Genomic DNA, 18,130 nt, shown 5'->3' on the forward strand with positions numbered 1-18,130 from the left:
TTGGTCACAAAGATCGCGGGACCTCTTGTTCCCGCAGGTCAGGCCGGATACGCCCCGGGCCAGGGACCCGGTGCGGGCACCTCCGCCTCCTCCTCGACCTTGGTGTCGAAGAGCTTGAAGCCACGGCGCTGGTAGTTGTCCATCGCGTGCTCGCCGTCCTTGCTGCACGTGTGCAGCCACACCCGCTTGGTGTCCGTCAGCCCCGGCCAGCGGTCCGCGAGGTCCCAGGCGCGGGCGGTGCCGTAGGACAGGAGGTGGCCGCCGATCCGCCGGCCGCGGAAGGCCGGGATCAGGCCGAAGTAGACGATCTCCACGACCCCGTCGTCCTGGGGCTCCAGCTCGACGTATCCGGCGGGGGTGCCGCGGTCGTAGGCCACCCAGGTCTCCACACCCGGCCGCTCCAGGTGCTCACGCCAGCGCGCGTACGTCCAGGAGAGCCGGTCGGTCCAGCGGATGTCCCCGCCCACCGAGGCGTACAGATAGCGGCTGAACTCGGGGGAGGGGAGCTCGGCGCGCCGGACGCGCACGTCGCCGTCCGGGACGGCGGCCGGGAGGAGGTCGGTCGGGGCGGTCTGTTCCAGGGACCAGGTGGTCACGGGGATGTTCGGCATGGAGGCCAGGGAATCATCTACCCGAGAGATCTGTCGATCGAGGCCAGCGGTAGCGCGAACAGCACCCGGCCCGACTGCGACCACACCTCGCCGGTCTCCTCCCAGTACGACAGGGACTCCGACTCCCCGCTCCAGCAGTTGCGGGACTCGTCCGTGCCGCAGCGGGTCGCCCTGGCGGTGGAGGAGGTGGTGGTCTGGCGCCACAGGGTGCCGTGGTCGCCCTCGGTGTCGGCCGCCCGGCCCAGGTACCACCGGGAGTCGTACGACAGCACCGGGCCCGACCCGGCGGCCTTGGTGACGTAGGCGTCGTGCACGCGCGCGTAGCCCGCGGCATCGGTGGCGAGGAGCCCCGCGCGGTCGGTGGCGCCGCTGAAGTCGTAGCGCCACAGCCGCGTGCCCCCCTCGTCGCCCGGGGACACCCACTCGCTCGCGACCAGGGAGTCGGGGGTGGTGGTGCGGTCCAGCGCGAGGTAGTCGGGGCGGGCGGCGCCCGCGTCGCCGGTCAGGCGGTAGGAGCCGACCGCGGGCAGCACCCACTGGGCGCCGTGCGCCGACCAGCCGCCGCGGACCTTGCCGACCGCGGCGCTGTCGACGCTGGCCCGCTGGACGCGGTTCATGTCATAGACGTAGAGCGCGTCGCCGTCGTCGCCGCTCGCGGTGACCAGCAGTTTGTTCTGGTACCAGACCATGCCGGAGACCTGGGAGAACAGGCCGCGGAAGTCGCGCCCGCCGTCGACCGGGACGGCCAGCAGGGCCCAGGAGTAGGTGGGGCGGTCGAGGTCGTCGGCGTTGACGAAGGCGACCCGGGCCAGGCCCCCGTCCTGCGCCGCGGGGCCGGTGCGGCTCCACGCCGAGAGGATCACGCGGTGGGTGCCCCACATGCCGTCGTCGTCGGCGTCGCCGGAGGTGGTGACCGCTCCGGCCCGCCAGGACCGGGTGTCGGCCGCGTCCCAGCAGTACGCGGCGGTGGCCGTGGGTGCAACAGGCAGCGCCCGGCGCTCCCCGGCGGTGCAGTCGATCGCGTCGCGCAGGCTCCGGTCGGCGGAGTCGAGGACCGCGGAGACGCCGACGGGGCGTCCCATCGCGGACGAGAGCCGGTCGAGCGTCCGCTCGGGGACCAGGGACTCCTTCAGCCGCAGCGGGGTGGTCTCGGCGGCGGCGAGGGGCTTCAACTCCCCGGGATTGGCGGCCACGGTGGCCTGGGAGGCGCTGATCATGGTGGCGGCGGCGGTCAGCGCGAGCGCGGTCCCGGCCAGGAAGGCGCGCAGGGCTTGGCCGCGCTTTTGCCTGCGGTGTCTGCCACGTTGCTTCATACGTCCTCCCGAGGCGGGCCAACTGCGCCTGATGATCCGTACGTTGACCGAGGAGCAGGTGGGGTGGCCCGTAGAGGCACACTACGGCAGTCAGGCACCGCTGGGGACGAAGACCCTGCAATTATGCGGAAGATGCGCCCAGATCGAGGGTTTTCACTCGGTCTCGGTGGTCCTGCGGGCCCCGAGCACCGCCGGGGCCGTCGAATGCGGCAGCACATCGCCCGGGTTGTCCGGAAGCAGCACCTCCACCTCGGCGTCCTCGCAGAAACGATACGGCCGATGCTCCAGGAACGCCCCGAGATACCGCCGTACCCGGGACATCTCCGCCCGGACCGTGACCGTACGGCCCGGATCGCCGAACATGTCCTCGGCCAGGCCCGCCGCACTGCGGCCCGAGCGGTGCAGGGCGAGCAGATAGAGCAACTCGGCGTGCCGGGGGCTCAGTTCGTGACACCAGGTGCCCGCACCGCCCCACACCGTCACCGTCCAGCGGCGTGGGTGCGCGAGGTCGAGGACGATCCGGGTCACGCCGGGCGGTTCCGGCTGGTCGGCGACGCGGATCAACCAGCCGCCCGCCAGCGGCTCCAGCGTGCACAGACCGAGCGCGGGCAGCCACCGGCGGCCCGCCGACGGCGACTTGGGCAGCGCGATCCGGTTCGCGTACGGCATTCCCGTGACCGCCGCCGTCCAGCCCTCCCGGTCCACCACCAGGGCTCGGCCGGCCAGCCGGGCCAGCACCGGTGCTGCCACCGCCCGCAGCTGCTCCAGCGAGGTCAGATGCAGCTCGCGCAGCCGGGACTCGGCGAGCTTGGCCACCGAGTCGACCCAGGCGAGCGTGGCCGGATGCATGGTGTCCAGCGGTCCGCTCACGTCGACCACACCGATCAGCCGGCCGTCCCGCGGGTCCTTGATGGGGGCGCCGGTGCAGGTCCAGGAGGTCTGCGAGCGCACGAAGTGCTCGGAGGCGAACACCTGCACGGGTCGGCGCACCACCACCGGGGTGCCGATGCCGTTCGTGCCGACGACGTTCTCCCGCCAGTCCGCGCCCAGTTCGAAGCCGATGCTGTCGGCCTTGCGCAGCACCGGGGAGCAGCCCTCCCGCCACAGCACCCGGCCGTCCTCGTCGGCGACGACCATGATGTGGTGGGCGACGTCCGCCACCGCCAGCAGGCCGTCCCTGAGCACCGGCAGGACGTGCCGCAGCCGGGTGGCCTCCCGGCGCCGCTGCACCTCCTCCGGGGGCAGCAGCCCTGACCGGAAATCGTGGTCGGGGTCGACACCGCCGCGCAGCATGCGGCTCCAGGACTCCTCGATCACGGGACGCGGGGCGAGGGGGGCGCGCCGGCCCGACAGGGTGGCGGAGCGGACCTCGCTGAGGACCCGGGCCGCGCGTGCCGAGTCCACGGCGGCCAGCTGGGTCACGTGTGTCGGCGAGAGCGGCACGGGTCCGTCCTTCCGGTCCGTCGTGGGTGTCCGTCTTGACTGTCCGTCCAATAGTGCCGCTCGTGTTCTGGGAAGGTACACAGTCCGGCCACAGTCGCCAGGAAGTTGCAACCCCCTGCAACCCTGGTGGTGTGCTCCGGCTTGTTTGAAACTTGACCCAACGTCGTCTCGCAGCGGCGTTTTTCGGCCTCTGGGCCAACTCGGGGGTGGTGCCGTGTCGGCGCAGCACCACCCCCGTCTCCGACGGTTCGGCCGGGGGCCTACGGGGGTGCCTCGTGGGGTGCGTTTGCGGCTGCGGCCCGGTGGGGGCTTGTCGCGCCCCGCGGCGGAGCCGCACATCGACACAGCCCCGCGCCCCTTCGGTCAGGCCTGCGGCCTTGACCGATCCACTACCTTCGCCAGGTCGAGAGTCGTGGGCAGGGTGCCGAAGGACGATCCCGCGTCTCCTCCCAGGCGGGAGGCGCAGAAGGCGTCGGCCACCTCCGGGGGTGCGTGGCGGACCAGGAGGGAGCCCTGGAGGACCAGGGCCAGGCGTTCGGTGAGGTGTCGTGCGCGGCCCTCGATGTTCTCCAGGTCGGCCAGTTCCGTGAAGAGGCTCTTGGTGGCCGCGTCCAGGCGGTGGTCGGCGCCTCGGGTGCGGCCGATCTCCAGGAGGTAGGCGTTCAGGGCCTGGGGCTCTTTCCGGAGGACCCGCAGGACGTCCAGGGCCTGGATGTTGCCGGCGCCCTCCCAGATCGAGTTGAGGGGGGACTCCCGGACCAGGCGGGGCAGGCCCGACTCCTCCACGTAGCCGTTGCCGCCCAGGCACTCCGCGGCCTCCGTGACGAGGGGCGTGCAGCGCTTGGTGATCCAGTACTTGGCCGCCGGCACCGCGATCCTGAGGAAGGCGCGCTCCTGCTCGTCGCCCCGGTCGTGGGCGGCCGCCAGGCGCAGCGCGAGGGTGGTGGCGGCCTCGGACTCCAGGGCCAGGTCGGCCAGGACGTTGCGCATCAGGGGCTTGTCGACGAGCTTGCCGCCGAAGGCCTCGCGGTAGGTGCAGTGGTGGATCGCCTGCGCCACCGCCTGGCGCATCAGGCCCGCCGAGCCGAGGGCGCAGTCCAGCCGGGTCGCCGAGACCATCTCGATGATGGTGCGGACCCCACGGCCCTCGTCCCCCACCCGGCGGGCCCAGGTCCCGTCGAACTCGACCTCGGCGGAGGCGTTGGAGCGGTTGCCGAGCTTGTCCTTGAGGCGCTGGAGGAGGAACGGGTTGCGGGTGCCGTCCTCCAGGACCCGGGGGACGAGGAAGCAGGTGAGTCCGCCGGGGGCCTGGGCGAGGACCAGGAAGCCGTCCGACATGGGGGCCGAGCAGAACCACTTGTGGCCGGTGAGTTCGTAGGTCTCGCCGTCGGGGAGGGGGCGGGCGGACGTGGTGCAGGACCGGACGTCGCTGCCGCCCTGCTTCTCCGTCATGCCCATCCCGAACAGCGCCCCCGCCTTGAGGTGGGCGGGCCGCAGCTCGCGGTCGTAGACCGTGGACGTGAGGCGGGGTTCCCACTCGGCGGCGAGGTCCGGGTCGGTGCGCAGGGCGGGTACGGCCGCGTGGGTCATCGACAGGGGGCAGCAGTTGCCCGCGTCGACCTGGGTCCACAGCAGGAAGGCCGCCGCCCGCCGTACGTGTCCGCCGGGGCGGACCCAGGCGGCGGTCAGGCCCGCGGCGACGCCCTTGCCGAGCACGCGGTGCCAGGCAGGATGGAACTCGACCTCGTCGACACGGTGGCCGTGGCGGTCGTGGGTGCGCAGCCGGGGCGGGTTCTCGTTGGCCTGGGCACCCCACTCCTGCACCTGCGCGGAGCCGCAGGCCCGGCCGAGCGCCGACAGCTCGCCGTGCACCTCGTCGAGCAGGGCCGGGTCGAGGTGGCGTTCGACGGCCTCCTTCAGAGCGAGGTCGGCGCCGTAGACGTCGTAGCCGATCAGGGGTGGGGGCTGGTTGGTCACGGTGTGCGTGGTGCCTGCCATGCCTGCGAAAGTACCCCGGGGTGCGGGGCAGGTCACATGACGGACACGGGGCAGGTCGCAGGGGGTGTTCCGGTCGAGCCGGTTCCCCTGTGACCCGGCGGGGCGTGGGGGGCTCCCCGCCGGGCCGTGCCGAGCGCACCCGTGGGCGGCCGTCAGGCCAGGTGGGCCATCGCCTCCGCCGGTTCGTGCAGCGGGTCCGCCTCGGGGGTGCCGTGGGGCCAGTCCGCGCGGTACACCGTGTCCAGGTAGCGCTCGCCGAGGTCCGGGGCGATCGCGACCGCCGTGAGGCCGCGGCGGCCGTGTGCGGACAGCCACTGGTGGGCGCCGCTGACGACCGTGCCCGTCGAGCCGCCGAACAGGAACCCCCGGGCGGCCAGCCGGCGGCAGGCCTGGAGGGTGTCCGGTTCCTCGACGAGGACCACGTCGTCGATGTACGACCTGTCGAGCAGCTGCGGCGGCACGCTCGTGCCGAGACCCGGGATCAGACGTACTCCGGGCGGCCCCCCGAAGGTGACCGAGCCGACGCTGTCGACGGCCACGATCCGCACCGGACGTCGCCACTGCCAGAACCAGCGGGCGCACCCCATCAGGGTCCCGGTGGTGCCGGCCCCGACGAACAGCACGTCCAGGTCCGGGAAGCGCCGCGCGATCTCCGGCGCCGTGGTGCGGTAGTGCGAGCGCCAGTTGCCCTGGTTGCTGTACTGGTTGAGCCACACGTACCGCTCGTCCGAGGCGCACAGCGCGCGCACGTAGGCGAGCCGGGCGCCCAGGTACCCGTCGTGCAGGTTCGGCTCCCTGACCACGTGCACCCGGGTGCCGAGCGACTCCATCAGCCGGATCGTCGTCAGGTTGCACCGCGAGTCCGTCACGCACAGGAACCGGTAGCCCCGGCTCGCGGCGATCATGCTCAGGGCCACCCCCAGGTTCCCCGACGACGACTCGACCAGGATCGACCCCGGCCGCAGGGTGCCGTCGCGCTCGGCGGCGTTCACCATCTCGCGGGCCGCCTTCAGCTTGATCGACCCGGCGAAGTTGAAGCCCTCGCACTTCAGGTACAGCGGAAGCTCCAGCGCCGCCCGCAGGTCGACGTAGAGGTCCGACTCGTTGAACTCCGAAGGATCGGATATGACGGGCATGACGCCCCCCTCCTCATGCGCGCAGCTCGTTCAGCCGTACCGGCGCAGCTCGTTGAAGAACCCGTCGACGACGTGCAGTTCGCCGCGCCGGGCCAGTTCGTCGTGGACGTACCGGCCGACGGCGAGGTCGAGCACCCCCAGCCCGAAGGGGGAGAACACCACCGTCCGGTCCGTCGGGACGGTCACCCGTCCGGTCAGCACGTCGTCCAGCGTGCCGTCGATGAAGTCCCTGCTCCCCGTGCGCTGTTCGGCCAGATGCGGGGAGGTCTCGGCCTTGAGGCAGTGCTCCACGTCGTCGACGAAGTTGGCGGACGCGAGCAGGATCTCCGGGTCGAGATCGCGCAGGGACACATGCAGGACCAGGGGGTGATGGCCGAACCACGACGGATCGTGGACGTGCGGCTTGCCGGCGACCGTGGCGAAGACGACCAGGTCGCTGGAGCGGATCAGGGATTCGGCCGACTCGTGCACGACCGCCTTCCCCGGCGCCCCGGACCGCTCCAGATAGCCGCGGAACCCGGCGGCGCTCTCGGCGGACAGGTCGTGCACGCCCGTCTCCTCGAACTCCCAGCCGGTGGCGGTGAGATGGGTGTGGATGTAGCGGGCGATCAGCCCGGTGCCGATGAACCCGACCCGGGTCGGGCGGACCCGGCCCGCGCTGAGCCTCCCGGCCGCCAGCGCCGCCGACGAGGCGGTGCGCGTGGCGCTGATGACCGAACTCTCCAGACAGGCGAACGGGTAGCCGGTGTCGGGGTCGTTGAGGATCAGTACCGCGGAGGCCCGCGGCAGCCCGGACCTGGTGTTCTCCGGGAAACTGGAGATCCACTTCAGCCCGTCGACCCTGAGCGGTCCGCCCAGCGAGGCGGGCAGCGCGATGATCCTCGACGTCGGGCGGTCCGGGAACCTCAGGAAGTACGACGGCGGGTTCACCGAGTCGCCCGCGCCGTGCAGCCGGTACACGGCCTCGACGAGGTCCGCGATCTCCGGTTCCCGTCCGGCGAGGGCCTGTTGGACCTGGGCGCCGGTGACGAGCGCGAAGGAAGGAGCGCCGACGGTGCTCATACGCCGCTCACCTCGCCGTCGGCGCGCAGCACCGGGTCGCCGAGCGCGGCCAGCACCTCGCGCGGTCCCTCGAAGGGCTCGCGGCCGTGTGCCGTACGGATGTTGTCGACGAGCAGGAGGTCGCCGTCCTGCCAGGGCTCGCGCACGGTGTGGGCGTCGTAGACCTCGTTGATCGTGCGGACGACCTCGGAGGAGATCGGACTCCCGTCGCCGAAGCGGGTGTTGAAGGGCAGTCCGTCCGCGCCGTACATCTCCACCAGGTACTCGTGCACTTCGGGCTCCATGGTCCACTCGTTGAGGAACGCGATCTGGTTGAACCAGCACGGCAGGCCGCCGGCCGGGTGCCGGAGCACCGCTCCCCGCCGCTGCCGGGTGTGCAGGGAGCCGTCGTCCTGCCAGGCGAACTCGATGGCGCGCCGACGGCAGTAGTGCTCGACGGCCGCGCGGTCGTCCGTGCCGAACGCCTCCTCCACGGACGCGCCGATCTCGTCGTGGTAGGCCCGGGTCAGCAGCCAGCCCTCCCGCTCGAAGCGGGAGACCAGCTCGCGGGGCAGGTCCCGCAGCACCGCCGACGCGTCGGCGAGCGCGGTCGCGCCCCCGCTGCCGGGTGCCTCCAGACAGGCGAACAGCAGCAGGCCGGGGAACTCCAGGCCGTAGCTGACCTCGTGGTGCATGCACATCTGCTGGTTCGGCGGCCACTTGGTCGACGAGTACATGCCGTCCGCGTAGCGGCGCCGGGGCGCGAAGGGCTCACGGTCGGGCATGAGGCCCTCGGTCAGCCGCCGGAAGACCGCCTCGGCGCTCCCGGGGTCGGCCAGCCCCAGCCCGCGGACCAGGACACAGCCGTGCTCCTGGACCAGGGCCCGGAGCGGGTCATGGTGCTCGGCGGCCCAACTCGCCGCGTCACCGCCGGACTTGGCGTGCAGGACCGGAGGAGTGCCCGGCGCCAGGTCCAGGTACGGAAGCAGACTCGTGGATGACATCTCGGGTTCCTTTCAGCCGCGCCGGTCGAGCAGGTCCGCCAGGTCCGCGAGGACCGGATGGCGGACGACGTCCTTGAGGGTGATCGCCCGGTCCAGGGCGATCGCGAGACGCACGGCGGACAGCGAGCTGCCACCGCGGTCGAAGAAGTGGTCGCGGCGGCCGATCCGGTCGGCGGGCACGCCCAGCACCTCGGCCCAGGCCTGGGCCAGCCGCCGCTCACCGGCCGTCAGCGGCCCCGCGGCCGCGGACCCCTCGCCCGCCGTCCCGGGCCCGCCGGCCGCACCGGCCTCCAGGTCCTCGGCGAGTGCGGTGAGAGTACGGCGGTCGGTCTTGCCGTTGGCGGTCAGCGGCAGCCGCTTTCGCCAGTGCACGACGGCGGGCAGCATGTACGACGGCAGCGACGCGGCCAGCCGCTCCCGTACCGTGTCCGCGCCGACCGGCTCGGGCCCGGTGCAGAACGCGGCGAGCCGGCTGCCCCGGACGACCACGACGGCACCGTCGCGCACCCCGTCCACCCGCAGCAGCGCGTTCTCGATCTCGCCGATCTCCACGCGGAACCCGCGGATCTTGACCTGGGTGTCCCTGCGACCGAGGAACTCCAGCCGGCCGTCCGCCCGCCAGCGCCCCACGTCACCGCTGCGGTAGAGCCGCTCCCCGGGCCGGTACGGATCCGCCATGAAGGCGGCCGCGGTGCGCTCCGGGTCGTTGACGTACCCGCGCCCCACGCACACCCCGGAGAAGACGATCTCGCCCGGCGCGCCGAACGGAACCGGGACCAGGTCCTCGTCGACCACGTACACCCGCACATTGCGCACCGGCCGCCCGAGCGGCACCCGGTCGCCGTCCGGCACCCGGTCCATGACCTCGTGGTTGGTGTCGTCCGACGTCTCCGTCAGGCCGTAGGCGTTGGCCAGCCGGATGCCGGGGGCGACGGCGAACCAGCGCTGCACCAGCTCCCGCTTCACCGCCTCGCCGGTCACCGACACACAGCGCAGACCGGTCAGTTCACGCGGCCGCTGCCCCAACTCGGCGAGCACGGCCTCCAGATACGACGGCACGATCTGGAGCACGTTGACCCCGCCCCGCACGACCGTGTCCACGAACCGCGGCACGTCGAGAACAGTCTCCTGGTCGACGATCAGGGTCCGCCCGCCGACGACCGGCCCGGCGAGCAGCTGCCACAGGGAGATGTCGAAGCACTGCGGCGCGGTCTGCGCGACCACGTCGTCCTCGCCGATTCCCAGGTCCTCGACCTTGGCGAGCACATGGTTGAGGAACCCGGCGTGCTCGCACATCGCGCCCTTGGGTTCACCGGTGGAGCCGGACGTGAAGTAGATGTAGGCGAGTTGCCCCGCCCCGACCGGGATCCCGAGGTCGCCGCCCGCGTGGCCGTCGGCGTACAGGGCGTCCACGAACAGCGTCTCGGCCGCCGTACCGGAGAGCGAGCCAGTGCTGCCCTCCTCGGTGACGACGAGTTCACAGCCCGCCCGGGACAGCGTCCTCGCGACCCGCTCGGCCGGGAAGTGCGGCTCGACCGGCAGATACACCCCGCCCGCCTTGAGCACGCCCAGCACGGCCGCCATCCAGTCCAGGTTCCGTTCCATGACGACGGCGACGACGTCCTCGGCCTTCAGGCCCCGGCTCAGCAGCGCCCGACCGATCCGGTTGGCACGGGAGTTGAGCTCGGCGTACGACCACTGCCGCTCGCCCTGTACGGCTGCCACCGCGTCCGGGTGTTTCTCGACCCGCTCCTCGAACAGCTCGTGCACCCGCCGGTCCGGGAGTTCACGGACCGGACCCGCCAACTCCTCCAGCTGGAAGCGGAGTTCCTCCTCGGACAGCAGGCTCGTGCGCTCCGGGTGGGCGAGCGCGGTGAGGTGGTAGCCGGCGATGCGCGCGGCGGCCTCGGCGTCCAGGGCGCCGGTGCGGTGGTGCAGCCGCAGGGTGCCGTCGGTGACGGTGACCCGCAGCTCGTCACCGGCGGCGGAGAGCGCGGCCAGCACCCTGGTGTGGGCCGCGAGCAGTGCGGCGGGATCGGTCGGTGTGCCCTCGGGCAGCGCGACCGCGTACTCGGTGACGTCCGGTATCGGACCGGGCGTCGGCTGCGGAACTGTGTGCATGACTTTCTTCCCCCTGTTTTCCCGTTCAGGCAGTTCAGGCGGTGCGGGCGCGTCGCGGCGCCACCGCCGGATTCCCGCCCCAGTGCGCCCCCGACGGCATCTCCTCGCCCTTCATCAGGAAGGAGTCGGCCGCGAGCACGGCGCCGTCGCCCATCCGGACGCCGTAGTGGACCAGCGCGCCCGCCCCGAGGGTGCAGCCGTCGCCGATGACGATGTGGTCGGACTTGAAGGTGCCGTCCTCCTGGGAGTGGGCCTGCACCTTGGAGTGGTGGCCGAGCGTGGTGTCGCCGCCGATCGCCACCAGGGTCCGCTCGGTGATGTAGCAGCCGTCGTCGAAGACCCGGGGGCCCACCCGGACGCCCATCAGCCGCCATACGACGTTCTTGAACGGCGTCCCGTTGAACACCGCGAGGTGGTGGTCGGGCACCTTCCACAGCCGCTCGTGCCACCAGAAGTACGGGTCGTAGATCGAGCACAGCCGGGGCTCCAGCGGCCGGAACCGGGTGATCACCCGCTCGACCAGCACCCAGTAGCCCGTGGTCAGCGCCAGCCCCGCCATCAGGTAGCCGCCGATGAGCAGCCCGCCGAGGGCGCCCCGGCCGCCGTGGAGATCGACGGCGGCGAAGCCGAGCAGCGTCAGCAGGAAGAAGTGCAGCCAGCGCAGGAACAGGAACAGGGCCATCGTCCGGGCGTTGTGGCCGTTCTTGGCGGAGAGCCGGCGGCGCAGTTCGTCGCCCTCGCGCAGGTGGTCGAAGCGGGTGTCGCGCTCCACCGTGCGCGGGATCTCGAAGGGCGGCGAGCCCAGCAGGCCCACCCCTTCGCGGAGTTCGCCGTCGAGCGGGACCAGCACCTTCGTGGCGAGCAGGCAGTTGTCGCCGGTGCGGCCGCCGACCGGGTAGGCGATGTGGTTGCCGAGGAAGTTGTGCCCGCCGATCCTGACCCGCGAGACGCGGAACGACGTGCTGGAGTACTCGGCGTTGAGGATCGCCAGCCCGTCCGCGACCATCGTGCCGCTGCCGACGGTGGCCAGGTAGGGCGTCTCGTGCGACACCTCGGTCCCGAAGTTCGAGCCGGTCTGCACGACGCGGGAGAGGTCGTACCCGACGGACCGCAGGTAGGGGACGATGTACGAGCTGTCGCCGCACAGCCACTTGAAGAACCTGATGTTGGTCATGCGGGCGATGGCGCGCTGCACCGAGTAGTGGAAGCCGTACAGCGGATAGACCCGGTCGGCCTTCAGGGTGAGGTTCAGCAGCCGTGGCAGGACGGTCACGGTGATCAGGCCCAGGACCACGAAGCCGGCGAAGAGGGCGAGGGACAGCACGAGTGCCTGGCCGTAGAAGGCCGCCGACTCCAGTTCCCTCGCGTTCGGCTCCAGCAGCGGGGCCAGTGCCGGGACCAGGCCCATCACCAGGTAGACGCCGCCGATGCCGAGCGGGACGTAGACCAGCAGGGTCTGGAGCAGGGCCGCGAGGGCGTAGCCGGCCCGGCGCGGGGTGGTGCAGCGGGTCGCGGGGACGCGGATGTGGTCGACGTCGGTGGGGCGGGCCGGGGAGCCGTGCCAGCGCTCGCCCGCCGGGACCGCGGCGCCGTCGTACAGGGCGGAGGAGTGGCCCAGTTGGCCGCCGTCGCCGATCGAGGTGCCGATGTCGAGGACCGTCTTCTCGCCGACGAAGACGTCCCGGCCGAGGGTGACGGGGCCGGTGCGGATCCGGCCCGCGTGGGCCCGGTAGCCGAGGAACAGGGCGTCCTTGCGGATCACGGTGCCCGCGCCGACGGTCAGCAGGTCGGTGGCGACCGGCACCGAGTGGGACAGGACCGTCACGCCCGGGCCGATGCGGGCGCCGAGGGCCCGCAGGTAGAGGACGTACAGCGGGTTGCCCGTGAACAGGATCATCGGGCTGGTGTGCAGCAGCGCCCTGACGAGCCAGAAGCGGACGTAGGCGAGGCTCCACACCGGGAACTCCGTCTCCTTCCACCGGCCGACCAGCACCCACTTCGCCACCACGGGCAGGGTGCACAGGGCGAGGAAGAGGGCACCGCCGAAGACCAGCGAGCGCAGATAGACGGAGAGCGTGCCGTCGTCGGCGGATATCCAGGCGTACCCCTCGGCGGTGGCGGTCCCCGCGGCGAGGCAGTACAGGGCGAACGCGAGGAACTGGAGGAACCCGCACAGCACATAGCGGGCGGTGCTGCCCGGTGGCGGGGGCGGCTCGGGCGGTCGTACGGGAGCCGGTGCGGCGGCCGGGGCCGCCTCGGCGAGGGCCGCCGCAAGACCGCGGATCGTCGGGTGGCCGTAGACGTCCCGCATCGACACCGACGGCAGGTCGTCGCGCTTGCGGACCCGGGCGCAGAACTGGGCCATGACCAGGGAGTTGGCGCCCAGGTCGTCGAAGAAGTGGCTGTCGAGGGGGACTTGATCCGCTTTCACGACCCCGGCCAGCACCTCGGCGAGGACCTGCGCGGTGCCGTCCACCCGCGCGGTGCCGTTCACCGGGGCGACTGTCGTGATCTCGCCGGGATTTACCACCACTTGAGCTCCTAGATCATCACTTTTGCTCTTATGGACTATTCGATGTGCTTGCTAAGTCGAGCCGGGTCCGCCACCGGTTGCGGGGGCCGGGGTGGTGTTACGGCCTCGCGACACCGCCGGGCCGCGCCTGCGACGACCGTTTCCAGCGGGCCACGTCCGACGTGCCGCCACGAGAGGGCGAAGAGGAGCGCTCCGGTGGTCATGACGGCGTAGAGGAGCTCGGGGGAGCCGGAGAGCGCGCCGGTGGCGAGCAGCAGCACATGGGCGACATAGAGGGTGAGCGGCATGCTTCCCGCCGCGGCGAGCGGCGTGAGCGCCCGCGTGAGCAGGGTGTTCCTGGTCAGCAGCAGGGCGCCGCCGAGGATCGCCGCGGCCGAGCCGAGGGTGAGGAACATGTCGAAGGGTGTGGTCGAGTGCGGCGCGCGGGAGACGAGGGCCCACCAGGTCGCGCCGTCCGGGGTGTCCCACAGGGCCTCGGCGCGGGAGGCTCCCGGGAACTCCATGCGCCACAGCTGCCGCAGTCCGTCGTACCGGAACAGGACCAGGGACGACACCAGCCAGACGCCCGCCACCAGGGCGAGGCCGCCGCCGAGGAGGCGGGGCGCGATCCTGCGCGAGGTCAGGTCCAGCCGGCCGAGGGCGAGTCCCGCGCACAGGTAGGCGGTCCAGGCGAGCACCGGGTAGTCACCGTGCACGAGCAGGTCCGAGACCAGACCGAGCGGATCGGCGACGACGTCCTGGAGGGTCGGGTCGCCGTCGAAGACGGGCTCCGGCAGCACGCCCCGCAGCGCGTGGACGGCGAACGGCGCCCCCACGGCCAAGGTCAGCGACAGCGCTGCGAGGGCCCGGGGGCCGAGGCCCAGCAGGGGGATCGCGATCACGAACAACAGGGCGTAGAACGCGAGGATCACGTCCACGTCCAGGTCCGCCGCGCGTGAGGCGTAGCCGAGCAGCAGCCCGATCAGGGCGATGACCGCGGCCCGGGCCGCCACCGCGGCCGCCGCGGGCCGGCCGGTCGCGGGCCGGTGCCCGCCGGTGGTGAAGGCCAGTCCGATCCCGGCCGTCACGGCGAACGTCGCCGAGGAACGGCCGCCCGCGAACATCCAGGCGGGCGTGGCCGACCCGGACTCGTCAAAAGCACCGAACACGTGGACGGAGAACATACCGAGCAGAGCGAGGCCGCGTGCCACATCGACCCCGACGATGCGTGGCACGGCAGGCTTCGGCGCGTACGGAACAGGCATGGATTTTCTCCAGAGAGGGATACGGCGGAATAGCGCCCGCTGTTCACCGGGCAGCGGAAAATCATGGTGCAGAACCCCCGTGGTTCCGGTGTGCCGGAAGAAAAGGAAGTGCCGTGCGGCACGGAATGGGATATGAGAAGGAGCGGTTCGGTATGCGCCGGGAGTGACCACGCGGCGGGGATGTGGTGGCTGGTTCGAGCCGAGGTCAGGGCCCTGAGAATGCAATCCGAATTGTTTCGAGGTGCTCATGAACGGGTCAAGCGCGTTTCAGTCAATGGCGCTTTCTTGCGGGTCTGCCGGTCATCGGCGGTATGACCGTTTCGTGCCCTTGGCGGGTGTCACCGGGGAACTCACTTCGCGGGTGGTGTATATGCCACCGTGCATTCCGCTTCGCGAGACCCAGAAATCCGGCCATCGAGTTCATGACAGAAAAGGGGTTCGATTTCCTTGACGATTTCCGCGGAGTTGCCACGCGTTTTCCGGGCCATGAAGGGGTCGGCCGCGAGCGGGCGTTCCTCGCACGGGTGTGCCCCACGCCGGGACCGGGGGATGAGTGCACGCTCCCGTGGCGGATACCTTTAGGTCGTGCAGGCAGCAAGCGAATCCCCTCGAGAACCCTCCGGCCGGCTCCACCGGGCCCGCGCCCTCTACCGGAACGTCTCCAAGCGCAGGACCGCCTGGCTGCTGCTCAAGGACACCGTCAACTCGTGCATCGAGTACCGCATCCTGGGCCTCGCCGCCGAGGCCGCGTTCTTCTCGCTGCTGTCCGTGCCACCGCTGCTGCTCAGCCTCATCGGACTCCTCGGCTACGTCGACGACTGGACCGGCACCGACAGCATCAGCAGCCTGGAGGCCAACCTCCTCGACGCCGCGCGCACGGTCCTGTCCGACAAGGGGGTACGGCAGATCGCGCAGCCCATCCTCGACGACGTGATGAAGGGCGGCCGTCCCGACGTCATCTCCGTCGGCTTCCTGTTCGCCCTGTGGTCCGGGTCGCGCGCGGTCAACGTCTTCATCGACACCATCACCGTCATGTACGGCCTCGACGGCGTCCGGGGCATCGTCAAGACCCGCCTCGTCGCGTTCGCGCTGTTCATCGCGGCGCTGCTGATCGGCTCGGTGGCGTTGCCGCTGATGGTGGCCGGGCCGGACGCGGTGGTGCGGATCGTGCCGTGGTCGGCGACGGTCGTCCAGGTCCTGTACTGGCCCGTGGTGATCATCCTGTCCGTCGCCTTCCTGACGACGCTCTACCACGTGTCCGTACCGGTGCGTTCACCGTGGATCGAGGACGTCCCCGGCGCCCTGGTGGCCCTCGCCATGTGGGTCCTGGGCAGCTTCCTGCTCCGCATCTACCTCCAGAGCACCATCGAGGGCGCCACGATCTACGGCTCGCTCGCCGCGGCGGTGGCGGTGCTGCTGTGGATCGGCGTCTCGGCCTTCGCGGTCCTGGTGGGCGCTGCGGTCAACGCGGCGATCGACCGGGTCTGGCCGGCCGCGGCGACGGCGGCGGCGCGCGCCGCGAACGAGCGGGTGCGGGAGGCGCAGGTCGCGGAGTACGTGGCCCGCGCGGCGGCGGCGGTCCGGGACACCGACGTCGATCCCGAGGACCCCGACATGCCCTCGGAGTTCCCGGAAAGGTGGTCGCGCTTCCTGCCGCCGGAGGATGTGACGTCCCGCCTGCGGACGCATGTGAGGTCGACGCATCCTCCTCACAAACCGGAGGGGTCCTGACGGGGGTGCGTTCGTTGTCGGCTGCGGGCCGGTGGGGCTTCTCGCGCAGTTCCCCGCGCCCCCAGGGAGATTCACTGCACCTGTGTCAGACCTTCCAAGTTCCCGCAGCCGCTGCCTCCGCCGCGAAGTCCGTGAAGTCCCGGGGCTCACGGCCCAGAACCTGCTGGACGCCGTCCGAGAGATAGGCGTTACGGCCGTCCAGGAGCTGGGTGAATGCCTCGACCAGCGCCTGGACCTCCGCCGCCGGCACCCCGAACCCGAGCAGGTTCTCCCCGTACTGCTCCGGTGACACCGCCCTGTACGTCAGTTCCCTGCCCGTCGCCTTCGCGATCTCCGCGACCGCCTCGCCGAAGGTCAGCAACCTCGGTCCCGAGACGGTGATCGTGTCCCCGACGTACCGGTCGCCCGACGCCAGCGCGGTCGCCACCACGTCCCCGATGTCCCGTACGTCCACGAACGGCTCGCGCACCTCACCCGCCGGGAACACCAGCTCCCCGCTCAGCCGCAGCTCCTCCACCAGCGGACCCTCGCTGAAGTTCTGCGCGAACCACGCGGCCCGTACGACCGTCCAGTCGGCCCCCGACGCGTGCAGCGCCTCCTCCGCGTCCGCCGCCCGGTCCTGCCCCCGGGACGACAGCAGCACCAGCCGCCGTACGCCGGCCCCCACCGCCTCCCGCGAAAGCGCCCCGACCGCCTCCGCGGCCCCCGGGGCGCCGATGTCCGAGGGATACACCAGATAGGCCGCGTCCGCGCCCCGCAGCACCTCGGCCCACGAGGAGCGGTCCGCCCAGTCGAACCCCTGCGCGCGGGACGCCGCCCGTACCGTCAGCCCCGCCGCCTCGGCCGACCGCGCCACCCGGCTGCCCGTACGGCCCGAGGCACCGGTCACCACCACTGTCGTGTTCCGCGTGTTCTCCGTCATGCGACCGAGTCAACTCCCGGGCCCCGCAAGGGACCATCGCTGAACCGCTCATTCCCATGCGCGCGCGTCTACGCTGGCCGCATGGACGCTCTGGCAGGCCTGCTGGAAGGACCGCGGGCGCGTGGCGCCTTCATGATCCGTGCGTGTTTCGACCCGCCCTGGGCGGTCCGGGTGGAGGACCGGGCCCCGCTGACAGTGATGCTGATGGTCCGCGGAGAGGCGGTCGTCCTGTCCGACACGGGGCAGCGCCTCCGGCTGCGCCCCGGCGACCTCGCCATCGCCCGCGGCCCCGACCCCTACACCTGCGCCGACGCCCCCGACACCGCCCCGCAGGCGCTGATCCTGCCCGGCGCCGAGTGCCGCTACCCCGACGGACGGGCCCTCAACGGCTCCATGGACCTCGGCGTCCGCAGCTGGGGCGACCGGCTCGACGGCGAGACCGTGGTCCTCATCGGGACCTATCTGATGGACGGCGAGATCAGCAACCGGCTCCTGGACGCCCTGCCGCCGCTGCTGTCCCTGACCACCGACGTGTGGGAGTGCCCGCTGACCCCGCTCCTCATGGAGGAGATCGTGCGCGACGAGCCCGGTCAGGAGGTGGTCCTGGACCGGATGCTCGACCTCCTGGTCATCGCCGCGCTCCGGGCCTGGTTCTCCCGGCCCGAGGCGGAGGCGCCCGCGTGGTACGCGGCGCTGGCGGACCCCGTGGTCGGGCGGGTGCTGCGGCTGATGCAGGACGATCCCGCCCATCCGTGGACCGTGGCGTCCCTCGCGGCCAAGGCGGGGGTGTCACGGGCGGCGCTCGCCCGGCGGTTCACGGAGCTCGTGGGAGAGCCGGTGATGGCGTATCTGACGGGGTGGCGGCTGGCGCTCGCGGCGGATCGGCTGCGGGGGAGCGGCGCGACCCTCGACGCCATTGCCCGGCAGGTGGGGTACGGGAGTGCGTTCGCCCTGTCCAGTGCGTTCAAGAGGGGGTACGGGGTCAGTCCGCAGGAGTTTCGGGCGCGGGCGGCAGGCTGACGTCCTAACCTGG

At 71.8% G+C, this 18,130-nt stretch carries 13 protein-coding genes; 2 read left to right on the forward strand and 11 right to left on the reverse strand.

Going from position 1 to position 18,130, the window contains the following annotated elements; translation table 11 throughout:
* Positions 1–38: 38 nt before the first annotated feature.
* From ACFULQ_RS10515 to ACFULQ_RS10560, 10 genes are all read right to left on the reverse strand, one after another.
* Entirely contained in the window at positions 39–611 is a 573-nt protein-coding gene (locus ACFULQ_RS10515) for a GNAT family N-acetyltransferase (RefSeq protein ID WP_383540974.1), read from the reverse strand.
* A 17-nt stretch (positions 612–628) separates the two neighbouring features.
* Positions 629–1,924 (reverse strand): hypothetical protein, encoded by a 1,296-nt coding sequence (locus ACFULQ_RS10520; protein ID WP_383540977.1) that lies wholly within the window; start codon positions 1,922–1,924, stop codon positions 629–631.
* A gap of 153 nt (positions 1,925–2,077) precedes the next feature.
* A complete protein-coding gene (locus ACFULQ_RS10525; protein ID WP_383540979.1) occupies positions 2,078–3,367 on the reverse strand; it encodes a GAF domain-containing protein in 1,290 nt (429 codons plus the stop codon).
* Between the two features lie 363 nt (positions 3,368–3,730).
* A complete protein-coding gene (locus ACFULQ_RS10530; protein ID WP_383540982.1) occupies positions 3,731–5,365 on the reverse strand; it encodes an acyl-CoA dehydrogenase family protein in 1,635 nt (544 codons plus the stop codon).
* 152 nt (positions 5,366–5,517) lie between these two features.
* The gene (gene sbnA, locus ACFULQ_RS10535; protein ID WP_383540985.1) at positions 5,518–6,501 is read right to left on the reverse strand and encodes a 2,3-diaminopropionate biosynthesis protein SbnA; all 984 of its coding nucleotides are present in this window, start codon (positions 6,499–6,501) and stop codon (positions 5,518–5,520) included.
* A gap of 30 nt (positions 6,502–6,531) precedes the next feature.
* A complete protein-coding gene (gene sbnB, locus ACFULQ_RS10540; RefSeq protein WP_383540988.1) occupies positions 6,532–7,563 on the reverse strand; it encodes a 2,3-diaminopropionate biosynthesis protein SbnB in 1,032 nt (343 codons plus the stop codon).
* Complete coding sequence (locus ACFULQ_RS10545) at positions 7,560–8,546, reverse strand: TauD/TfdA family dioxygenase (RefSeq protein ID WP_383540991.1); 987 nt, start codon at positions 8,544–8,546, stop codon at positions 7,560–7,562. The genes sbnB and ACFULQ_RS10545 overlap by 4 nt, the downstream gene beginning before the upstream one ends.
* A gap of 12 nt (positions 8,547–8,558) precedes the next feature.
* Positions 8,559–10,667, reverse strand: a complete 2,109-nt coding sequence (locus ACFULQ_RS10550; protein WP_383540992.1) for an amino acid adenylation domain-containing protein — start codon at positions 10,665–10,667, stop codon at positions 8,559–8,561.
* Positions 10,668–10,701: 34 nt separating this feature from the next.
* The gene (locus tag ACFULQ_RS10555; RefSeq protein WP_383540995.1) at positions 10,702–13,200 is read right to left on the reverse strand and encodes a Pls/PosA family non-ribosomal peptide synthetase; all 2,499 of its coding nucleotides are present in this window, start codon (positions 13,198–13,200) and stop codon (positions 10,702–10,704) included.
* Positions 13,201–13,235: 35 nt separating this feature from the next.
* Complete coding sequence (locus ACFULQ_RS10560) at positions 13,236–14,444, reverse strand: heparan-alpha-glucosaminide N-acetyltransferase domain-containing protein (protein ID WP_383540998.1); 1,209 nt, start codon at positions 14,442–14,444, stop codon at positions 13,236–13,238.
* A 585-nt stretch (positions 14,445–15,029) separates the two neighbouring features.
* Between ACFULQ_RS10560 and ACFULQ_RS10565 the strand changes: the two genes are divergently transcribed.
* Entirely contained in the window at positions 15,030–16,175 is a 1,146-nt protein-coding gene (locus ACFULQ_RS10565; protein ID WP_383541001.1) for a YihY/virulence factor BrkB family protein, read from the forward strand.
* 85 nt (positions 16,176–16,260) lie between these two features.
* Here ACFULQ_RS10565 and ACFULQ_RS10570 read toward each other — a convergent pair whose 3' ends face one another.
* Positions 16,261–17,097, reverse strand: coding sequence for an NmrA family NAD(P)-binding protein (locus ACFULQ_RS10570; protein WP_383541004.1), 837 nt, complete (start codon positions 17,095–17,097; stop codon positions 16,261–16,263).
* An 81-nt stretch (positions 17,098–17,178) separates the two neighbouring features.
* Here ACFULQ_RS10570 and ACFULQ_RS10575 point away from each other — a divergent pair, with 81 nt between their 5' ends.
* Positions 17,179–18,117: an AraC family transcriptional regulator gene (locus ACFULQ_RS10575; protein WP_383541006.1), complete on the forward strand. Its 939-nt coding sequence runs from the start codon at positions 17,179–17,181 to the stop codon at positions 18,115–18,117.
* The last annotated feature ends 13 nt before the right edge of the window (positions 18,118–18,130 follow it).

It is taken from the genome of Streptomyces sp. NPDC057253 (assembly GCF_042669125.1).
Classification (GTDB): domain Bacteria; phylum Actinomycetota; class Actinomycetes; order Streptomycetales; family Streptomycetaceae; genus Streptomyces.